The organism is Cyanobium sp. WAJ14-Wanaka (assembly GCF_024345375.1).
Taxonomy (GTDB): Bacteria; Cyanobacteriota; Cyanobacteriia; order PCC-6307; family Cyanobiaceae; genus Cyanobium_A.
Window position 1 is genome coordinate 464,648 of the sequence record NZ_JAGQAZ010000001.1, and the last position, 15,266, is coordinate 479,913.

The 15,266-nt window shown below is 59.3% G+C and carries 17 protein-coding genes and 1 tRNA gene; 4 read left to right on the forward strand and 14 right to left on the reverse strand.

All coding sequences use genetic code 11. The annotated features are described in order from the left end of the window. The gene (locus KBY49_RS02700; RefSeq protein WP_254933223.1) at nt 1-1,212 is read left to right on the forward strand and encodes an NAD(P)/FAD-dependent oxidoreductase; all 1,212 of its coding nucleotides are present in this window, start codon (nt 1-3) and stop codon (nt 1,210-1,212) included. A gap of 12 nt (nt 1,213-1,224) precedes the next feature. Here the strand turns inward: KBY49_RS02700 and psaK are convergent, their stop codons facing one another. The 3 genes from psaK to KBY49_RS02715 form a co-directional block, all read right to left on the reverse strand. Next, a complete protein-coding gene (gene psaK / locus KBY49_RS02705; protein ID WP_254933224.1) occupies nt 1,225-1,482 on the reverse strand; it encodes a photosystem I reaction center subunit PsaK in 258 nt (85 codons plus the stop codon). A 68-nt stretch (nt 1,483-1,550) separates the two neighbouring features. Beyond that, nucleotides 1,551-1,883, reverse strand: a complete 333-nt coding sequence (locus KBY49_RS02710) for a DUF3593 domain-containing protein (RefSeq protein WP_254933225.1) — start codon at nt 1,881-1,883, stop codon at nt 1,551-1,553. Further along, complete coding sequence (locus tag KBY49_RS02715; protein WP_254933226.1) at nt 1,880-2,185, reverse strand: DUF2499 domain-containing protein; 306 nt, start codon at nt 2,183-2,185, stop codon at nt 1,880-1,882. Before KBY49_RS02715 ends, KBY49_RS02710 begins: the two co-directional genes overlap by 4 nt. A gap of 3 nt (nt 2,186-2,188) precedes the next feature. On the opposite strand from KBY49_RS02715, the gene csaB reads away from it, so the two are divergent. Beyond that, nucleotides 2,189-3,280 (forward strand): polysaccharide pyruvyl transferase CsaB, encoded by a 1,092-nt coding sequence (csaB, locus tag KBY49_RS02720; RefSeq protein WP_315856986.1) that lies wholly within the window; start codon nt 2,189-2,191, stop codon nt 3,278-3,280. Nucleotides 3,281-3,321: 41 nt separating this feature from the next. Here the strand turns inward: csaB and KBY49_RS02725 are convergent, their stop codons facing one another. The 8 genes from KBY49_RS02725 to KBY49_RS02760 form a co-directional block, all read right to left on the reverse strand. Next, the gene (locus KBY49_RS02725) at nt 3,322-4,152 is read right to left on the reverse strand and encodes a metallophosphoesterase (protein WP_254933227.1); all 831 of its coding nucleotides are present in this window, start codon (nt 4,150-4,152) and stop codon (nt 3,322-3,324) included. A 91-nt stretch (nt 4,153-4,243) separates the two neighbouring features. Then, entirely contained in the window at nt 4,244-4,777 is a 534-nt protein-coding gene (locus KBY49_RS02730; protein ID WP_396099254.1) for a peroxiredoxin, read from the reverse strand. Nucleotides 4,778-4,870: 93 nt separating this feature from the next. Then, nucleotides 4,871-5,107, reverse strand: a complete 237-nt coding sequence (gene rpmB / locus KBY49_RS02735) for a 50S ribosomal protein L28 (protein ID WP_254933229.1) — start codon at nt 5,105-5,107, stop codon at nt 4,871-4,873. A 44-nt stretch (nt 5,108-5,151) separates the two neighbouring features. Beyond that, nucleotides 5,152-7,104 (reverse strand): molecular chaperone HtpG, encoded by a 1,953-nt coding sequence (gene htpG / locus KBY49_RS02740; protein ID WP_254933230.1) that lies wholly within the window; start codon nt 7,102-7,104, stop codon nt 5,152-5,154. Nucleotides 7,105-7,201: 97 nt separating this feature from the next. After that, a complete protein-coding gene (locus tag KBY49_RS02745; RefSeq protein WP_254933231.1) occupies nt 7,202-7,426 on the reverse strand; it encodes a ferredoxin family protein in 225 nt (74 codons plus the stop codon). Nucleotides 7,427-7,468: 42 nt separating this feature from the next. Next, complete coding sequence (locus KBY49_RS02750) at nt 7,469-8,647, reverse strand: ATP phosphoribosyltransferase regulatory subunit (protein ID WP_254933232.1); 1,179 nt, start codon at nt 8,645-8,647, stop codon at nt 7,469-7,471. 37 nt (nt 8,648-8,684) lie between these two features. Next, on the reverse strand, nt 8,685-9,590 hold the full coding sequence (locus KBY49_RS02755) for an inositol monophosphatase family protein (RefSeq protein ID WP_254933233.1): 906 nt from the start codon (nt 9,588-9,590) through the stop codon (nt 8,685-8,687). Next, nucleotides 9,590-9,958: a 2Fe-2S iron-sulfur cluster-binding protein gene (locus KBY49_RS02760; protein ID WP_254933234.1), complete on the reverse strand. Its 369-nt coding sequence runs from the start codon at nt 9,956-9,958 to the stop codon at nt 9,590-9,592. The genes KBY49_RS02755 and KBY49_RS02760 overlap by 1 nt, the downstream gene beginning before the upstream one ends. A 34-nt stretch (nt 9,959-9,992) precedes the next feature. On the opposite strand from KBY49_RS02760, the gene KBY49_RS02765 reads away from it, so the two are divergent. Further along, nucleotides 9,993-10,079: transfer RNA gene (locus KBY49_RS02765), tRNA-Ser, on the forward strand. A 57-nt stretch (nt 10,080-10,136) separates the two neighbouring features. On the opposite strand, the gene pstB is transcribed toward KBY49_RS02765, so the two are convergent. From pstB to pstC, 3 genes are all read right to left on the reverse strand, one after another. After that, on the reverse strand, nt 10,137-10,952 hold the full coding sequence (gene pstB, locus KBY49_RS02770; protein WP_254933235.1) for a phosphate ABC transporter ATP-binding protein PstB: 816 nt from the start codon (nt 10,950-10,952) through the stop codon (nt 10,137-10,139). Nucleotides 10,953-11,041: 89 nt separating this feature from the next. Continuing rightward, on the reverse strand, nt 11,042-11,956 hold the full coding sequence (pstA, locus tag KBY49_RS02775) for a phosphate ABC transporter permease PstA (RefSeq protein ID WP_254933236.1): 915 nt from the start codon (nt 11,954-11,956) through the stop codon (nt 11,042-11,044). A gap of 18 nt (nt 11,957-11,974) precedes the next feature. Further along, the gene (gene pstC, locus KBY49_RS02780) at nt 11,975-12,940 is read right to left on the reverse strand and encodes a phosphate ABC transporter permease subunit PstC (protein ID WP_254933237.1); all 966 of its coding nucleotides are present in this window, start codon (nt 12,938-12,940) and stop codon (nt 11,975-11,977) included. A gap of 167 nt (nt 12,941-13,107) precedes the next feature. Between pstC and dnaK the strand changes: the two genes are divergently transcribed. Then, nucleotides 13,108-15,264, forward strand: coding sequence for a molecular chaperone DnaK (gene dnaK, locus KBY49_RS02785; protein ID WP_254933991.1), 2,157 nt, complete (start codon nt 13,108-13,110; stop codon nt 15,262-15,264). Nucleotides 15,265-15,266 lie beyond the last annotated feature (2 nt).

Sequence of the window (15,266 nt, forward strand, 5' to 3'; positions counted from 1 at the left end):
TTGCTCGACCGGCGGTGTGATGTGTTGGTGGTGGGCGCCGGCCCTGCTGGAGCAGAGCTAGCCCGCAGCCTTGCCCAGGCTGGCGTTGATGTGGTGCTGATCGATCGGCTGGCCGACCTCAGCCAGGCTGCCTTCAGCAGTGCGGCCATGCCCCTGGCCAGCCTGGATCGTTTTGGCCTGCCAGCTGAAATTATTGCCACTCGCTGGAATGGCTGGCAGCTCTTCGGGCCCCAGCAGGCCAGGCGCCAATGGCTCGCCGAGCAACCCCTCGGTGCCGTCTTGGACTTCGCCAAGCTGCGCCTTTGGTTGGTGCAGCAGGTAGATGCCTGGGGCGGGCGGATCCTTTTGGGCTGGCAGGCCCTCGGCTGCCAGCAGCAGGTCGACCATGTCCTGACCCAATTGCGTGGGCCATCGGGCCAGATCGCCACGGTTACAAGCCGCTGGGTGGTCGATGCAACGGGGGAACGGCGGGCCCTGCTGGGTGAACCGGCTCAGGCGGCCATCAGGGGCCGAGACGGCTTGGTCAGTGGCCTGGGGGTTGAGTGGTTGCTGGAAACATCAGCCGAGCAGGCGGAGGCCTGGTCAAGCCGGCTCAGCTTTTTTATCGGCAGCACCTGGGTGGAGCAGGGCTACGGCTGGATCTTTCCGATGGCCGACCACCGCTTAAAGCTCGGGGTCTGCCGATTGGTGGACCCCCGTCGACGGCAGTTGCCCCTGCAGCGGGAGCTCGCCCACTTAATCGAATTCACTGGCCTGGGGAAGGCCACGGTGCTTGATCGCCACGGCGGCCGCATCCGCAGCACCGTGGGGCGCCAGGAAGCCCATCAACGGGGCCGGTTGCTGGGCCTTGGCGATGCAGTCAGCACTGCAAACCTGCTGGGGGGTGAGGGAATTCGCCATGCTCTCACCAGCGCCAGGGTTCTGGCTCCCCTCTTGCTGGAAACCCTGGCTGATCCAACTAATGCCGATCGACTGCTGGCGGCCTATCCGCAGCAATTGCGCCAGGCCCTGGGCCGCCGCTGGAGCTTGAGTGGACGTTTGGCCCGTCGCACCTGGCTGGGTCTGACCGATCAGGTGGCCGACCAGCGATTGGATCGTCTACTTACGGGCTTGCAAGCAAAAAGGGCAGAGGATCTCTCTGCCCTTTTCTTTGATTACCGCTTTGAGCGCTATGGGCTCAAGGCCCTGGCCTATGGCCTGGGCTGGCGCTAGGGCCAGGTTGCTTCAGACAACGCCGCGGGTGGCCAGGCCCAGGATCGCTCCCATGCCGAGGATGTGGCCCAGGCTCAGGGTGCCCAGCATGGCGCCGTGGCTAAATCCGCCGAAGAGGGCGTTGTTAGGTAGCTGCAGGCCGGTGTTTTGGTGCTTGATCGTGGCCTTGCCGATGACAATGGCAATCACGTTGCAAACGATCATCACCAGGGCCGCCGTGGGCGTCCAGGTGATGGAGCTAGGGGCCACAGCCAAAAGTGGAGCGATCATGGAGCTACAAAACCGACGCCCCATTCTCAGAGGGGTCCTTGCCGCTGGGCACAATCCTTAAGACTTGTTCATTCCCGGGCCTGTTGAACAGCCCTGGAGAACCCCAGCGCCACCACCAAATTCGAAATGGTGAGAAACGATTCGGCGGCGCCATGGAGGGAATCCACATTGGCCAATACCTGGCCGAAACGCAGCTCGGCGATTAGGGCAGCGGCAATGGTAACGGCCACAAACACCAGGGTCAGTTGGAAACCCTTGATTGCTAGGCGGGGAAAGGCTTCTACCTTTCCAGCCCACCACAGAAAGGCCAGGTAGGGCAGCAGGGAAATAACGAATAGGGGGCTGGGATCAATTCCCGCTAGCCAAGCCATTAGGGAATTCGCCGCCTGGGCTGAATTCATGGCTTGACCTGCATTTGTTGGCGCAGCAAGTTCCAGGCAGCCAGGGCCAGGGCCCCATTCCCGAGGGTAGTCAGGGCTGCTTGAAAAACCACCAGCCCCTCCAGCTCCGTGCTGTTATCAAATAAATGCCAGGTGCAGGCAGCCATTGCACTGATTAGGGCCGGCAGCATCGCCAGGCTCAGCCAGCGCCAACCACCCTCCTTGCGAACCTGGCCTAGACGTTGAACCGCCAGCATCGCGGCGGCCCACTCGAGCACCGAGGCAACGTGGATCCACCAGGTGGGCAGGGAGAGGGCGTGCAAGCGGTGAGACTGGAATGGTTGCAATTTACGGGCAGGGATCTCGCTTTGGCGCCAGGCAAAACCTTCTTGCTATGCGGCTACTACGGGGAGCACAACCTCGGTGATGACGCCCTGCTGGAGGTGGCCCTTTCCCAGCTGCCCCAGGGCTCCAGGGCGATAGTCACGGCCCACGACCAAACCCAGGTCCAGGAGCGCTTTGGGGTGGCAACCGTGCAGCGCCGCTCCCTGGCCCAGGTGCTTGCGGCCCTCAGGCAGGTGGACGCCCTGGTGCTCGGTGGGGGCAGCCTCCTGCAGGATTCCACCAGCTTCAAAAGCCTGATTTATTACGGCGCCCTGATTGCTGCGGCCCGAATGAGGGGCAAGCAGGTGTTGCTCTGGGGGCAGGGGCTCGGCCCCCTAGGCCGCCGCCGCAGCCGATGGTTGGTGCGCAGGCTCCTACCCATGGCTGCCGCCATCAGCTGGCGGGATCAGGCATCGGCGGACCTTGCCGGCAGCTGGGGTGTAACCGCCCCAGTGGCACCCGATCCGGTTTGGGGCCTGGCGCCCCAACCGTGGCGAGGCCGGGGTGGACCGATTGTGGTTTGTCTGCGGCCCACCTCCCTGCTCGATACAGCCCAACTCGATGGGGCGGGCTGGCTTCCCTACCTAGAAGCCCTGGCCTCCCTTGCAGAGGCAGGCAACCGGGAGGTGATCTGGCTGGCCTTCCATGGCCACCAGGACCAGGGCCTGTTGGCCTCCCTCCAGCAGCAAGATCTTCTGCCTCCTGCCCTTGGCGCCCGCAGTCGGGAGGTGGTGCCCCAGCAGCCAAGGGAGGCGATGGCCGTATTTGCCGGGGCAGGTTTGGTTGTGGCCATGCGACTACACGGCCTGATTTTGGCGGCCCTGGCAGGGTGTCCCGTGGCGGCCTTGAGCTATGACCCCAAGGTGGCGGCTGCGGCCAAGGATCTGGGCTGTCCATGCCATTCCCTGGCAGATCCAGCCTTTCCTGAGCGGTTGCTGGAAAGCTGGCGCAAGGCCCTGGATCAGCCCCTGCCCTCTGGCCAGGTTTTGGAGCTACATCTGCAGGCCCAAGAGCACCGCAAGGTGTTTGCTTGATTAGAAGCTGGTTTTAACTAACAGCTCAAGGCATAAGAATCTCAGGGCCTAGTCAGCACAACCTCGTCGACCTTGGCGCCACTGCTGCTCCAGGCATCTACCCGGAGACGGGAGGGAGTTGCGGCTAGCTCAAGGAAGCCAAAGGTGCTGGCTACCTTGACACTGCGCTCATTGGCAACTATTGGACGAAGGTATGCTCCACCATTGCCAGAAATAATGTAGGTTGTGCCCTTGATATTTTTTGTGCGCTCGTAGTTGTGTTCATGGCCATTTAGATACAGCTGAACTCCGTATTTCGCAAAAATTGGGGTTAGTTTGGCGATGGCGCTGGGGTCATCTCCGTAGAGACCTGCTGAATAGATTGGGTGGTGACCCACCACCACTTTCCAAGGTGCGCTGCTCTTGGCAAGGGCATTTTTTAGCCAGGGCATTTGGAATTGCCACTGGGCATTGGTGTTGGTGTCGAGCATGAAGAATTCAATGGGCCCCTTTCTCAGGGTGTACCAGCGGCCCTTCATGCCAAAGGGTTTGTAGGCAACCTGGGGGTCCCCATTGCCCGTGCGTATGTCGTGGTTGCCCAGTACGGCATGGAAGGGAACTCCTGCCTTCAGCAGGGCCGCGTAGGGCCTGTTGAAATGGGTTTCGACCAGGGTCAAATTGCCATCGGGATAGATATTGTCTCCGCCTAAAATCACAAAATCAACGGGGCGCTGGCCATGGATTAATGCCATTTGGTTCCCATTGGCCTTTTGGTCTGAAAGGCCACTGCCCATGTCGGCAGTAAAGAAGAAACGGGTGCTATCAACAGCCTTGGGGGGCGCATTCTGGGCCAGGAGGGCCGGTTGCACGGTCGCAGCCAATGCGGTTGCCAAGGCTCCAGCTAGGGACGCCTTGACCGTGAAAGAAAGACCCTTGAGAAGAAAGCGGCGATTAAAGGTCATTTGTTTTTTCAAGGTCAATACCTTATGCAAGATCAATCGGTTCGGCTTGAAGTGCCCTCAGCTGGGTAAGTACTTCATCGCTGTGGCCCGAGGGCCTAACGGCCACAAATTGCTCCCTCAGGATGCCGTTGGGATCAATTAAAAAAGTGTGGCGCTGGGAGTAGGGCGCAATCCAGCTGCCATAGGACCTGCTGACCGCACCACCAGGGTCGGAAAGTAGGGGGAATGCCAGCCCTTCGCTGCTGCAGAACTCCGCGTGGGATTCAGGATCGTCTGCACTTATGCCCACCACCTGGGCACCAATTTTTTTGTACTGGGGCAAGTCTTTTTGGAAGCCCCTGGCCTCGATGGTGCAACCCCCGGTGAAATCGCGGGGGTAGAAATAGAGAACCAGCCACTGGCCGGCAAAATCGGCGAGTGCCAATTCGGCAGGGATGGCCTCACTCACTTCGCCAGCCACCGATGGCTGTACGCCGGCCAGCCGGAACTGCGGGGCCGGTTGCTGAAGAGCCGGCAGGGTTCCTCCCAAGGCAAAAGCCTGCTGGCCAGAGACCAACAGGCTTGCTATGAAAATGAAGATGGGTAGAAGCAGTCCTGTAGCAACTACAAACCTTCGCCTAACCATGGTTTTTGAAGATTCTGACTTCGATCAGATCTTGGCCAGATTAATGCCAAGCTCCTTGGCATAGGGGCCCAAGCCCTTCTTTTGGATGGTCTTGAGGGCCCGGGTCGAGACCCGAATTTTGATGAAACGCTTGCCTTCAGCCCACCACAGACGACGCTCCTGCAGGTTGACCTGCTGGAGCTTTTTGGTGCGCACGTGGGAGTGGCTGACAGCCATGCCGTTGTTTGCGCGCTTGCCGGTGAGTTGGCAGACCCGGGACATAACTATCAGCCATTAATGGTGCGATCTTACCAAAGTGCTTGCCCCTAAAGGCCCCGCTCCATCAGCTGGCCCATCAGATCACAGCTGCGCTGCTGGTAGCCGGCCAGTTCGTTGGGCTCCATGCCACCCACTGCCAGCCGGGCGGTTTCATAGAGATGGCGGCTGAGCCCATTGGCCAGTTCCTGGCTGGGGGAAATGCCAGAACCCGTAATCACGGAACCCGCACTCAGCTTCAGCACACCCTCAACCAGGCTGTGCTTTCGATTCACCAAAAGCACATGGTGGTCGGGAAGGCCCGGTAGGCGCTGCTCCATCAGGGCCCCCATGTCGTTGATGCGGCGCATCTGTTCCGGCAGAAGGATCAGGGCCGCAGGGGAGTTTTCACCCTTCAGGGCCTGCACCTGAATTGTGATTTTGTCGTTGGCAAGGGCTGATTTGAATAGGTCGCGGATCTTCTCGGAGCTGTCCTTGCCATCGGCATCGGCCAGCTCACTCTCCTTTTCCTGCAGGGAGTCATCCAGTTCGGCATCGACCCGCTGAAACTTCAGTTCCCCATGGCGCATCTCCAGCCAGGGGATGAATTGGCTGTCTATGAAGGTGTCTGCCAGCAAAACCTCAGCTCCCTGGCTGGTCCAGAGCGAGAGGGGCCCGGCCTGGCCAGCCTCATCGGTGCAATAGAGAATCCGCTGGCTGTTGTCTGCTGCGAGCCGGCCGCGGTACCCCGCCAGGGTTGTGTAAGCACTGGCGCCACTGGCCCTTTGGCGATCCGTTGGAATCGGATCAGGGTTGGCAAGTTCGGCCTCACCACCCTCCTGGGCCCTTGCTGTGGTGCCAAACAGCACCAGATCGGCCACCTGCTCCGCAAACTTGTCGTCCTCCATGGCGCCGATCTTGATGAAGGGGGCCAGGGATTCCCAGATCTCGGCATAGCGGCGGGGTTCATCGCTATGCAGTTGCTTGAGGCGATCCCCAACTTTTTTGGCCACAAAGGACCCGATTGAGCGCACTCTTCTGTCTGTTTGCAGGGCAGAACGGCTGACATTGAGGGGGATATCAGGGGAATCGATCACACCCCGCAGAGGCAGAAGGTAGCGGGGCACCACCTCCTTGATCGAATCGCTAACAAACACCTGGTTGCAGTAGAGGCGAATCTCTCCCTTCTCCCAGTCCGCCCGGCCGCCCAACTTGGGGAAGTAGAGGATTCCTTGGAGGTTGTAGGGGTAATCGGTGTTTAGGTGCACCCAGAGCAGGGGGTCCCCCTGGAATGGATAGAGGTAGCGGTAGAGCTGGATGTAGTCGTCGCCTGAGAGGTCCCGGGGGCTCTTGCGCCAGGGCGCCTCGCGCTTGTTGACCGTTTCACCCTCCAGCTGCACCGCTACGGGCATGAAGTCGCAGTAGGTGGTGATCAGGGTGCGAATCCTGGATGGCTCGATGTATTCGAGCTCCTCATCCATCAGGTGCAGGACCACATCGGTGCCGGGCTCATTTCGCTCAGCGGCCTCCAGGGTGAAATTGGGTGAACCATCACAGCTCCAACGCACCGCCTCGCTGCCCTGCTTGGCGCTGAGGCTGACCATTTCCACCTGCTTGGCCACCATGAAACTGGAGTAGAAGCCCAGTCCAAAGTGGCCAATGATTGCGTCGCTTTCCTGCTTGTATTTCTCGAGAAAATCCTCTGCGCTTGAGAAGGCCACCTGGTTGATGTAGCGCTTTACCTCATCAGCATCCATGCCGATGCCGTTGTCGGAAATTGTGAGGGTGTTGGCTTCCCGATTGATTCGGATCGAAATCAGGCCCTCGCTGCCCTCCAGGCAATCACCAGCCATGGCTGCCATCCGGCGCTTGCTGATCGCATCAACGCCGTTACTGACCAGCTCCCTCAGGAACACCTCATGGCCGCTGTAGACAGCCTTTTTGATGATCGGGAAGATGTTCTCTGTATGGATCTGGATCTGACCCTGTTCTGCCTGCAGCACGGAGGTGTTATGCGGATCCATCCAGATTCCCGTGCCCCTGCCCCCGGCGCCAAGGGGGGTGGATGGGCAGGAAACCGCACCGTGATTTGAAGCCTTTAGCTGGGCTCGAAAGCGGATCTCAGCCTGCCTTTTGCAGGTCGGGCTTCTCCTCAGGGATGATTGCCCCAGCTACCGGACAGACCTGCAGGCAGATTCCGCAGTCGATGCAGGTGTCGAAATCTATCCAATAGAAATTGGTTCCCTTGCTGTTAGCCCCCTGGCCAGGGTGGATGCAGGCCACTGGGCAGGCATCCACGCAATCTGCAACCCCCTCGCAGACGTTGGTCACGATGGTGTGGGCCATGGGGATCGCAGGTACTGCTTAGGCAGAAAAACCAGCTTGATCCTAGTCAGTGACCCATTCCAGGCTGCTGGAATTGCGCCCATTCGCCCTGGCCTGGGCCTCCCCCTGGCTGGCCGCCGGCTCACCCAGCAACTCAGCTGCCACCCCCATGGCGTGAAGTTCCTCCAGCCGATCCAGGGCTGCCGCCAGGGGGACCGTCGGGCCATAGCCGACTAGCACTGGTTTCTCCCTGATCGGATCAGCCACTTCCCCATAGAGCAACTCCCTGACCGCCTCCACCGCGAAGCCAAAACCCATGCCCGCTGCATCTTCACCCGCAGGGCTAAAGCGGCCCACCAAGGCGTCATAACGGCCGCCACTGGCGATCTCTAGGGGGGCCTCTGCCCCTTGGCACACCAACTTGAACACCAGTCCGTCATAGAGATCGAAATGGGGCTGGAAACTGGGATCCAATTGCACCGACACCCCCAGTCTTCCTGCTGCAGGGGCCAGCAGGGCCAGGCTGAATTCCAGTTGATCAATTATTTGGTTGGGGCCAATCGCCTGCTTCAACTGCCCGATCACGGCTTCCGGTGTTCCCCTCAGACGCATCAAGGAAGTCAGCAGTCTTTGCTCGCCCTCTGATTCAGCCAGTTGGGTAAGGGCGAGGCTGTCAAAATTTGTAAGGGCTGAGCGGGCCGCCGATCGCTTCTCCTCCGGCAATTGGCCCAACAGGGCGGCCAGCAGGCCATGGTGACCAACCAGCAGGGTGGGACGGTGCTCTGGCCTTAGCCCCAACTGGCCAGCAGCTGCCAGCAGTAGGCGCAGTAGCTCCCCATCGGCGGCCGCAGAACCAATCCCCAGCAACTCAACCCCGCTCTGGAGTTGTTCACTGATCCGCTTACTACCGCTTTCGGTGGTACTGGTGCGAAAGATGGGGCCCATGGCCCAGAGGCGCAGGGGTCTGGGCCACTGGGCCATGCGGGTGCTGGCGGCCCTGGCAATCGAGGCCGTCAGCTCTGGTCTCAAACCAAGCGGTTCATCACTGGAAAGACGCACCACCTCCCGGCCATCGATGGCGCCCCCAGCCTGGAGGGTTTCCAGCTTTTCAAAGGAGGGTGGAGCCACCTCCTGGTAGCCCCAAAGGCGATACACATTTGCCAGTTGTTCGGCAATGCGCCGATTCAGCTCCACATCCCTGGGGTTGAGATCCTTTGCACCGGCTGCGGGTTGCAGAGCCATTGGCAGCAGTACTAAGTAGGGGTGGTGTGGACCAATCCTATGAATCCAGCTCCGCAGCCCCGTAGCTGGAACCCTGCAGGGGCTTGCAGGCGGCCAGTCCAGCCACAATCTTTGGCTGCAGGAGCCTGCCGCAAGCAATCAGGCGACCTTCCGCCAGGCGCATTTCAGAGCCTGAGTAGCTGGAAACCACCCCTCCAGCCTGCTCCACAAGAACAACCCCTGCGGCCAAATCCCAGGGCGACAGGCCCCGCTCCCAATAGCCATCCATGCGACCGGCGGCCACAAAGGCCAAATCCACGGCGGCGGCACCGGCGCGGCGTACCCCATGGCTGCGATGGGTGAAGTAGGCAAATTCGGCGTAGTTGTTGTCTAGCCGGCTGCGGCGGTCGTAGGCAAAGCCCGTGGCCAGTAGGGCATCGCCCAACTGGTGACAGTCGCTGACTGCCAGCCGCTGGTCGTTGCACCAGGATCCCAGGCCCGGGGCCGCCCAAAACAATTCGGCCATTGCGGGAACCGCCAGGGCACCCAGCAGGGGCAGTCCGCCCCAGGTGAGGCCAATTGAGGTGCCAAAGAATGGAAAGCCGTGGGCGTAGTTGGTGGTGCCATCGAGGGGGTCAATGCACCATTCGAAGGGGCTGTCCTTGGGCCTCCTGCCACTCTCCTCAGCGAGGATCCCAAATTCAGGGGTCTCAGCCTGCAAAAAAGCCAGGACGGCAGCCTCAGCAGCGTGATCCGCCTCGGTGACCAGATCGCCGGCTACGCCCTTCTCCCGCACCTGGATTAACCGGCCAAAGTGGCGGCTTAGCTGCTCACCACCGAGCTCTGCAGCCTGGCGGGCGATATTCACGAGCCTCAGGATCTCAGCCTCCGGCAGGCCGGCTTCCCGGGCGGCCCGGTCACTGAGCCTCTCTGCCACATCCAGATTTTCCGTGGGATCAGCCATCACTCCTCATCAAGGGGTAGCCCAGGCCGGACTGGGCCCCGGCCAAAAAATTGGCCGAATTGCAATTCATAGACCTCATCCTCGTCCTGGGTCTCCACCACCAGGGGCCCCGTTGCCCTGGCAACGCACAGCAGGCCATAGCCCTTGGCGCGCAGGTCCCGGGAGAGGCCCAGTGCCTCGCGGCTGTCAATCTCCCCCTCCAGCACCCGAACTGCACAGGCGGTGCAACAGCCATTGCGACAACTGAATGGCAGGGGATCTCCCTGGTTTTCAAAACTGCGCAGGATGTACTCGCCATCTGCCACGTCGTGGCTAATCACACGACCCGTCTGCCGCCAATGGATCGTGATCGGGTGATAGGGCTTCATGCTGCTAGATTCGCATCTGCCCCATTTTGCCCCTGGAGAGGTGGCCGAGTGGTTGAAGGCGCAGCACTGGAAATGCTGTATAGGGGCAACTTTATCGAGGGTTCGAATCCCTCCCTCTCCGTTATTAAAAAGCCGGCTAATCAGCCGGCTTTTTTTGTCCTTTTAGGCCCTCCTGCGATTAACCAAAGCGACCGCTTACATAGTCTTGGGTTGACTTCTGGGCCGGAGCATTGAAGATTCGTTCGGTGGGTGCGTATTCCACCAGGTAGCCCACCTTGCCACTGCCCCCTTCGACTACCTCAGCGTTAAAAAAGGCAGTGTTGTCTGATACTCGAACTGCCTGCTGCATATTGTGGGTAACAATAATGATTGTGTAGCTGCGCTTCAGTTCATGCATCGTTTCCTCGATCTTTAATGTTGAGATCGGATCAAGGGCCGAGCAGGGTTCATCCATCAGGATCACCTCCGGTTCGGTGGCGATTGCCCTAGCAATACACAGCCGCTGTTGCTGGCCTCCCGAAAGGGCCAGGCCACTTTCCTTAAGTTTGTCCTTGCATTCATCCCAGACGGCTGCCTTGCGCAGGGAGCGCTCGACCAGCTCATCCATGTCACCCTTGTAACCGTTTATGCGAGCACCGAAGGCAATATTTTCGTAGATGGTCTTAGGGAAGGGGTTGGGCTTCTGAAAGACCATGCCGATGCGACGGCGCACCTCCACGGGGTCGACGCGGGGATCGTAGAGATCATTGCCATCGAAAATCACCCGGCCCTTGAGTGTGCAACCGGGAATTAAATCGTTCATACGGTTAAGGCCCCGCAGCACCGTCGACTTGCCACAGCCTGACGGGCCAATAAATGCGGTCACCTCGCCGTAGGGGATGTCCATGTAAACCCCTTTAACAGCCTCAAACTTGCCGTAGGAGATGCTTACATTCTCCAGGGCCATGCAAACAGATTTGCTTGGATTTGAATCGAGTTTCGAAGAGGTTGTCATGGTATTGGTTGGTTGGGGTGCGGATTGGTAGTGAAGGAAAAGGAGGAAGGAGGTTGGTGAAATGGGGCAGAAAGGCAGGTCCTAATGACTTAGGTTTTAGCCATTTTTGATATCCAGCGGGAAAGTAAATTTGCTCCGAGTATCATCACAACCAATACAAAGCTGGCTGCCCATGCCAGGGCATTTTGGTACTCGTAGGGCATGATTGCAAAGTTATAAATCAACACAGACATTGTCGCGATTGGGTTAAATATACCATCTGGCCAATAGGGGGAAAATAGTGTAGTGAAAATCAACGGTGCTGTTTCCCCCGCTGCCCTAGCCACCGCTAGAACCACCCCGGTTGCAATTGGTGTAAAGGCAGCTGGCAGGGTGATTCTGGTAATAGTTACAAATTTTGAGGCCCCTACCCCGTAGGCTCCCCAGCGCAACTCCTGGGGGACAAGCCTCAGCCCTTCGTCGGTTGTTTTTATGATGGTTGGCAGCATCAACACCGAAAGGGCAATACCCCCGGCCATGGCACTAAAGCTCTGGTCAAAGAAGAGCTTTGTTACCACCACAAGGCCATAAATAAATACGCCAGCAATGATCGAGGGCACGCCAGCCAGTACATCGTTGCCAAAACGAATAAAGTTTGCAAACCAGCCACCCCTCGAGTATTCGCTCAGAAATATTCCCCCACCTATGCCCACCGGCAGGGCGATGCAGGTGGCAATGGCGCTAACAATCAAAGTACCCAAAATCGCATTGCCAATTCCTCCACCAGTCAAGCCAAGCTCAGGAGGCAGTTCAAGGAAAAGGGAAGGGCGAATCATTGATCCTCCCTTTACAAGCACGTAACCCAATACTAGAAATAGGGGCAATACAGCGATCGCCGCAAAAGTGGCAGCAATTGCTGTCAACAGTTCGTTTAACCTGTTGCGCTTGAGGTTTGGGTCGAAGAATAGGGACCTTCGGTCAAAAAGGTCCGAATTTGCGTAACTAATGTTAGTGCTGGATGTCATTGTGGTATCTCGTTAGTTTCAGTAGCGCAGGCTTAGGCGTCGAACGATCCACTGGGCCGCCACATTCACCACGAATGTGAGCAGCATCAGGATTAAGGCCGCATACATGAGCGCCGAAACCTGGATGCCATCCGCCTCCCCAAATTGGTTTGCAAGCATCGAGGCAATGGTGTTGCCAGGAGCCAGCAGCGAAATGTTGAAGCTGAGGGAATTGCCGATGATCATGGTCACGGCCATCGTTTCCCCCATGGCCCGGCCCAGGGAAAGCATCACCCCGCCAATAATTGCTGATATAGCCGCAGGCAGGATCACGTTGAAGATGGCCCCCCAACGGGTAGATCCGATCCCGTAGGCCCCCTGCCTCAGCTCAATCGGCACCTGGTTTAGGGCGTCACGGGATATGGCTGTGATTATTGGCAGCACCATCACCACCAAAATCAAAATCGCCGGCGCCATGCCCGGGCCCTGGGGGACCGTTGAAAAGAGTGGAGACCAACCAAGCACGTTGTGGAGCATGTTCAGGACAGGCCTGATTGCGGGCTCCATCACGAAGATGGCCCAGAGCCCAAGCACCACCGATGGCAGGGCTGCCAGGAGTTCGACCATCAGGCCGATGGCCTCCCTGATGCGTGTGGGGACCAGGTCCTCGGTGATGAAGATCGCCGTGCCTACTCCCAGGGGCACTGCGATTACGAGGGCAAGTAATGACGAAACCAGGGTGCCGTAGATCGCCACTAGGGCGCCGTAGCGGTCGTTAACGGGGTCCCAGTCGGAGGTGGTCAGGAAATTGAGGCCAAATTGGGCAATCGCTTCCCTTGCCTGGCCAAATACCGTTAGGAATATGCCTAAAAGCACCAGGGCAACGCCTGAGGCAAGGGCAAGGCTGAGTTGGCTGAAGCCAATGTCGACCAGTTTTTCACTGGGTGGGCGGCGACGCAGGGTGAACGCCTCGGCGTTCACGTCATTACTGAAATCCGGCTTCATGCAAGGGGATTTGGCTTCGGATTTGTTGGAGAGGGGCTGGGCTGGAGGCCACAGCTGACTCCATGAATTTACGAACCCCGTCGCCGGAGGCGCATTAACCCGTGTTTAACGGCTGGGGACCGGTATTTTTAAGGATCAACAGCCTGTTTGATGGGGCGACGGCGTTCATGGGTCGAATAGTTGGAATCGACCTGGGTACCACCAATTCAGTGGTGGCTGTCTTGGAGGGGGGGCGCCCCCAGGTAATTGCCAGTGCGGAGGGGGGGCGCACCACCCCATCCGTGGTGGGCTTCAGCCGTGACCAGGAACTGTTGGTCGGCCAATTGGCCCGCCGCCAGCTGGTGCTGAATCCCCGCAATACCTTCGCGAACCTCAAGCGCTACGTCGGTCGTCAGTGGGATGAACTCGAGGACAGCAGCCTGGGGGTTCCCTACACGGTTCGGGCCAACGACCAGGGCAACGTGCGGGTGGTTTGCCCAATCACAGAAAGGGAATACGCCCCGGAGGAATTGGTGGCGAGCATCCTGCGAAAGCTTGTGGATGACGCCAGTACCTACCTGGGGGAGCCTGTGGAGGCTGCAGTTATTACCGTGCCGGCCTATTTCAACGATGCCCAGCGCCAGGCCACCCGCGATGCAGGCCGCCTGGCTGGCCTTGAGGTCGAACGCATTCTCAACGAACCCACTGCAGCAGCCCTGGCCTATGGCTTCGATCGCAGCAGCGTTAAGCGGGTTCTGGTCTTCGACCTGGGCGGCGGAACCTTCGACGTCTCGGTGATGCGCATTGCCCAGGGCGTTTTTGATGTCAAGGCAACCAGCGGCGACACCCAATTAGGTGGCAACGACTGGGACCGTCGCATCGTCGACTGGCTGGCCGATGCTTTTCAAAAGGAACACACCATTGATCTTCGCCGCGATCGCCAGGCCCTGCAGCGACTAACCGAAGCTGCCGAAAAGGCCAAGCAGGAGCTTTCTGGGGTGCAGAGCACACCCATCTCGCTCCCCTTTATTGGCACCGGTCCCGACGGGCCTCTGCACATTGAAACCAGCTTGGAGCGGCGCACCTTTGAGGGCCTCTGCCCCGATCTCCTGGACCGGCTGCTTCGACCTGTGCAGAGGGCCCTCAGGGATTCAGGTTTTGCTGCCGAGGACATCGACGATGTGGTGTTGGTGGGGGGCGGTAGCCGGATGCCGATGGTTCAGGACATGGTCCGCACCCTGATACCCCTTGAGCCCTGCCAATCGGTCAATCCCGATGAGGTGGTGGCGATTGGCGCCGCCGTTCAGGCGGGGATCCTCACCGGCGAACTGCGGGATCTGATGCTCAACGACGTCACACCGCTGTCGCTGGGCCTCGAGACCATTGGTGGGGTGATGAAAGTGCTCATCCCCCGCAACACCCCAATTCCGGTGCGCAAAAGCGACCTGTTCAGCACCTCCGAGGCCAACCAAAACTCAGTCGAGGTCCATGTGCTCCAGGGTGAGCGCCAGATGAGAGATGGCAATAAATCCCTGGGTCGCTTCCGGCTATCGGGCATACCTCCGGCCCCCAGGGGCGTGCCCCAGGTGCAGGTTTCCTTCGATATCGATGCCAACGGTCTGCTGCAGGTATCGGCCACCGATCGCACCACCGGTCGCCAGCAGAGCGTCACGATCCAGGGGGGCTCAAACCTCAGCGAGGAGGAAATCGCCCAATTACTGGCGGAGGCTGAACTGAAGGCCAGTGAGGATCGCCGCAAACGCCGTGAAATTGATCGACAAAACCGTGCCCAAACCCTGATTGCCCAGGCGGAAAGACGCCTTCGCGACGCCTCCCTGGAGTTGGGGCCCTATGGGGCTGAACGCCAGCAGCGCGCTGTGGAGTTGGCGGTGCGTGAGGTGCAGGATCTATTGGCAGTTACTGCTGGCAGAGCCACTGGTGGTGATGAGGCTGCCGTGGCCGACCTGGAACTTGCCGTCAGCCAATTGCAGGAGGCCCTGTTTGGCTTAAATCGCAAGCTGCTCAATGAAAGACGTTCCGAGCAAGGCCCCCTGCAGGGTTTGAAAAACACCCTCGGCTCCTTGAAGGATGAGTTGTTTTCCGATGACGACTTCGATGACTGGAATCGCGATGACTGGAATCGGGACAGCTGGAATCGGGATGGCCTAAGCAGAGGCGCCAGTGACCCCTGGTCGCGCCCCCCATCAAGGCCCGAGCGCTATGAACAGGACAGATATCAGCAGGACAGATTCCAGCCGGACAGGTACCAGGAGAGGAGTTATCCCGAAAAAAGGTTTGAGCGGCAGCAGCCTCGCCGCGAGGCCGATCCCTGGGGTGATGGTTGACG

Bases quoted from the DNA above. Each gene is read 5' to 3' on its own strand.
- psaK (WP_254933224.1), bottom strand. From the start codon at position 1,482: ATGATCGCTCCACTTTTGGCTGTGGCCCCTAGCTCCATCACCTGGACG.
- KBY49_RS02710 (WP_254933225.1), bottom strand. From the start codon at position 1,883: ATGAATTCAGCCCAGGCGGCGAATTCCCTAATGGCTTGGCTAGCGGGA.
- rpmB (WP_254933229.1), bottom strand. From the start codon at position 5,107: ATGTCCCGGGTCTGCCAACTCACCGGCAAGCGCGCAAACAACGGCATG.
- htpG (WP_254933230.1), bottom strand. From the start codon at position 7,104: ATGGATCCGCATAACACCTCCGTGCTGCAGGCAGAACAGGGTCAGATC.
- KBY49_RS02745 (WP_254933231.1), bottom strand. From the start codon at position 7,426: ATGGCCCACACCATCGTGACCAACGTCTGCGAGGGGGTTGCAGATTGC.
- KBY49_RS02750 (WP_254933232.1), bottom strand. From the start codon at position 8,647: ATGGCTCTGCAACCCGCAGCCGGTGCAAAGGATCTCAACCCCAGGGAT.
- KBY49_RS02755 (WP_254933233.1), bottom strand. From the start codon at position 9,590: ATGGCTGATCCCACGGAAAATCTGGATGTGGCAGAGAGGCTCAGTGAC.
- KBY49_RS02760 (WP_254933234.1), bottom strand. From the start codon at position 9,958: ATGAAGCCCTATCACCCGATCACGATCCATTGGCGGCAGACGGGTCGT.
- pstB (WP_254933235.1), bottom strand. From the start codon at position 10,952: ATGACAACCTCTTCGAAACTCGATTCAAATCCAAGCAAATCTGTTTGC.
- pstA (WP_254933236.1), bottom strand. From the start codon at position 11,956: ATGACATCCAGCACTAACATTAGTTACGCAAATTCGGACCTTTTTGAC.
- pstC (WP_254933237.1), bottom strand. From the start codon at position 12,940: ATGAAGCCGGATTTCAGTAATGACGTGAACGCCGAGGCGTTCACCCTG.
- dnaK (WP_254933991.1), top strand. From the start codon at position 13,108: ATGGGTCGAATAGTTGGAATCGACCTGGGTACCACCAATTCAGTGGTG.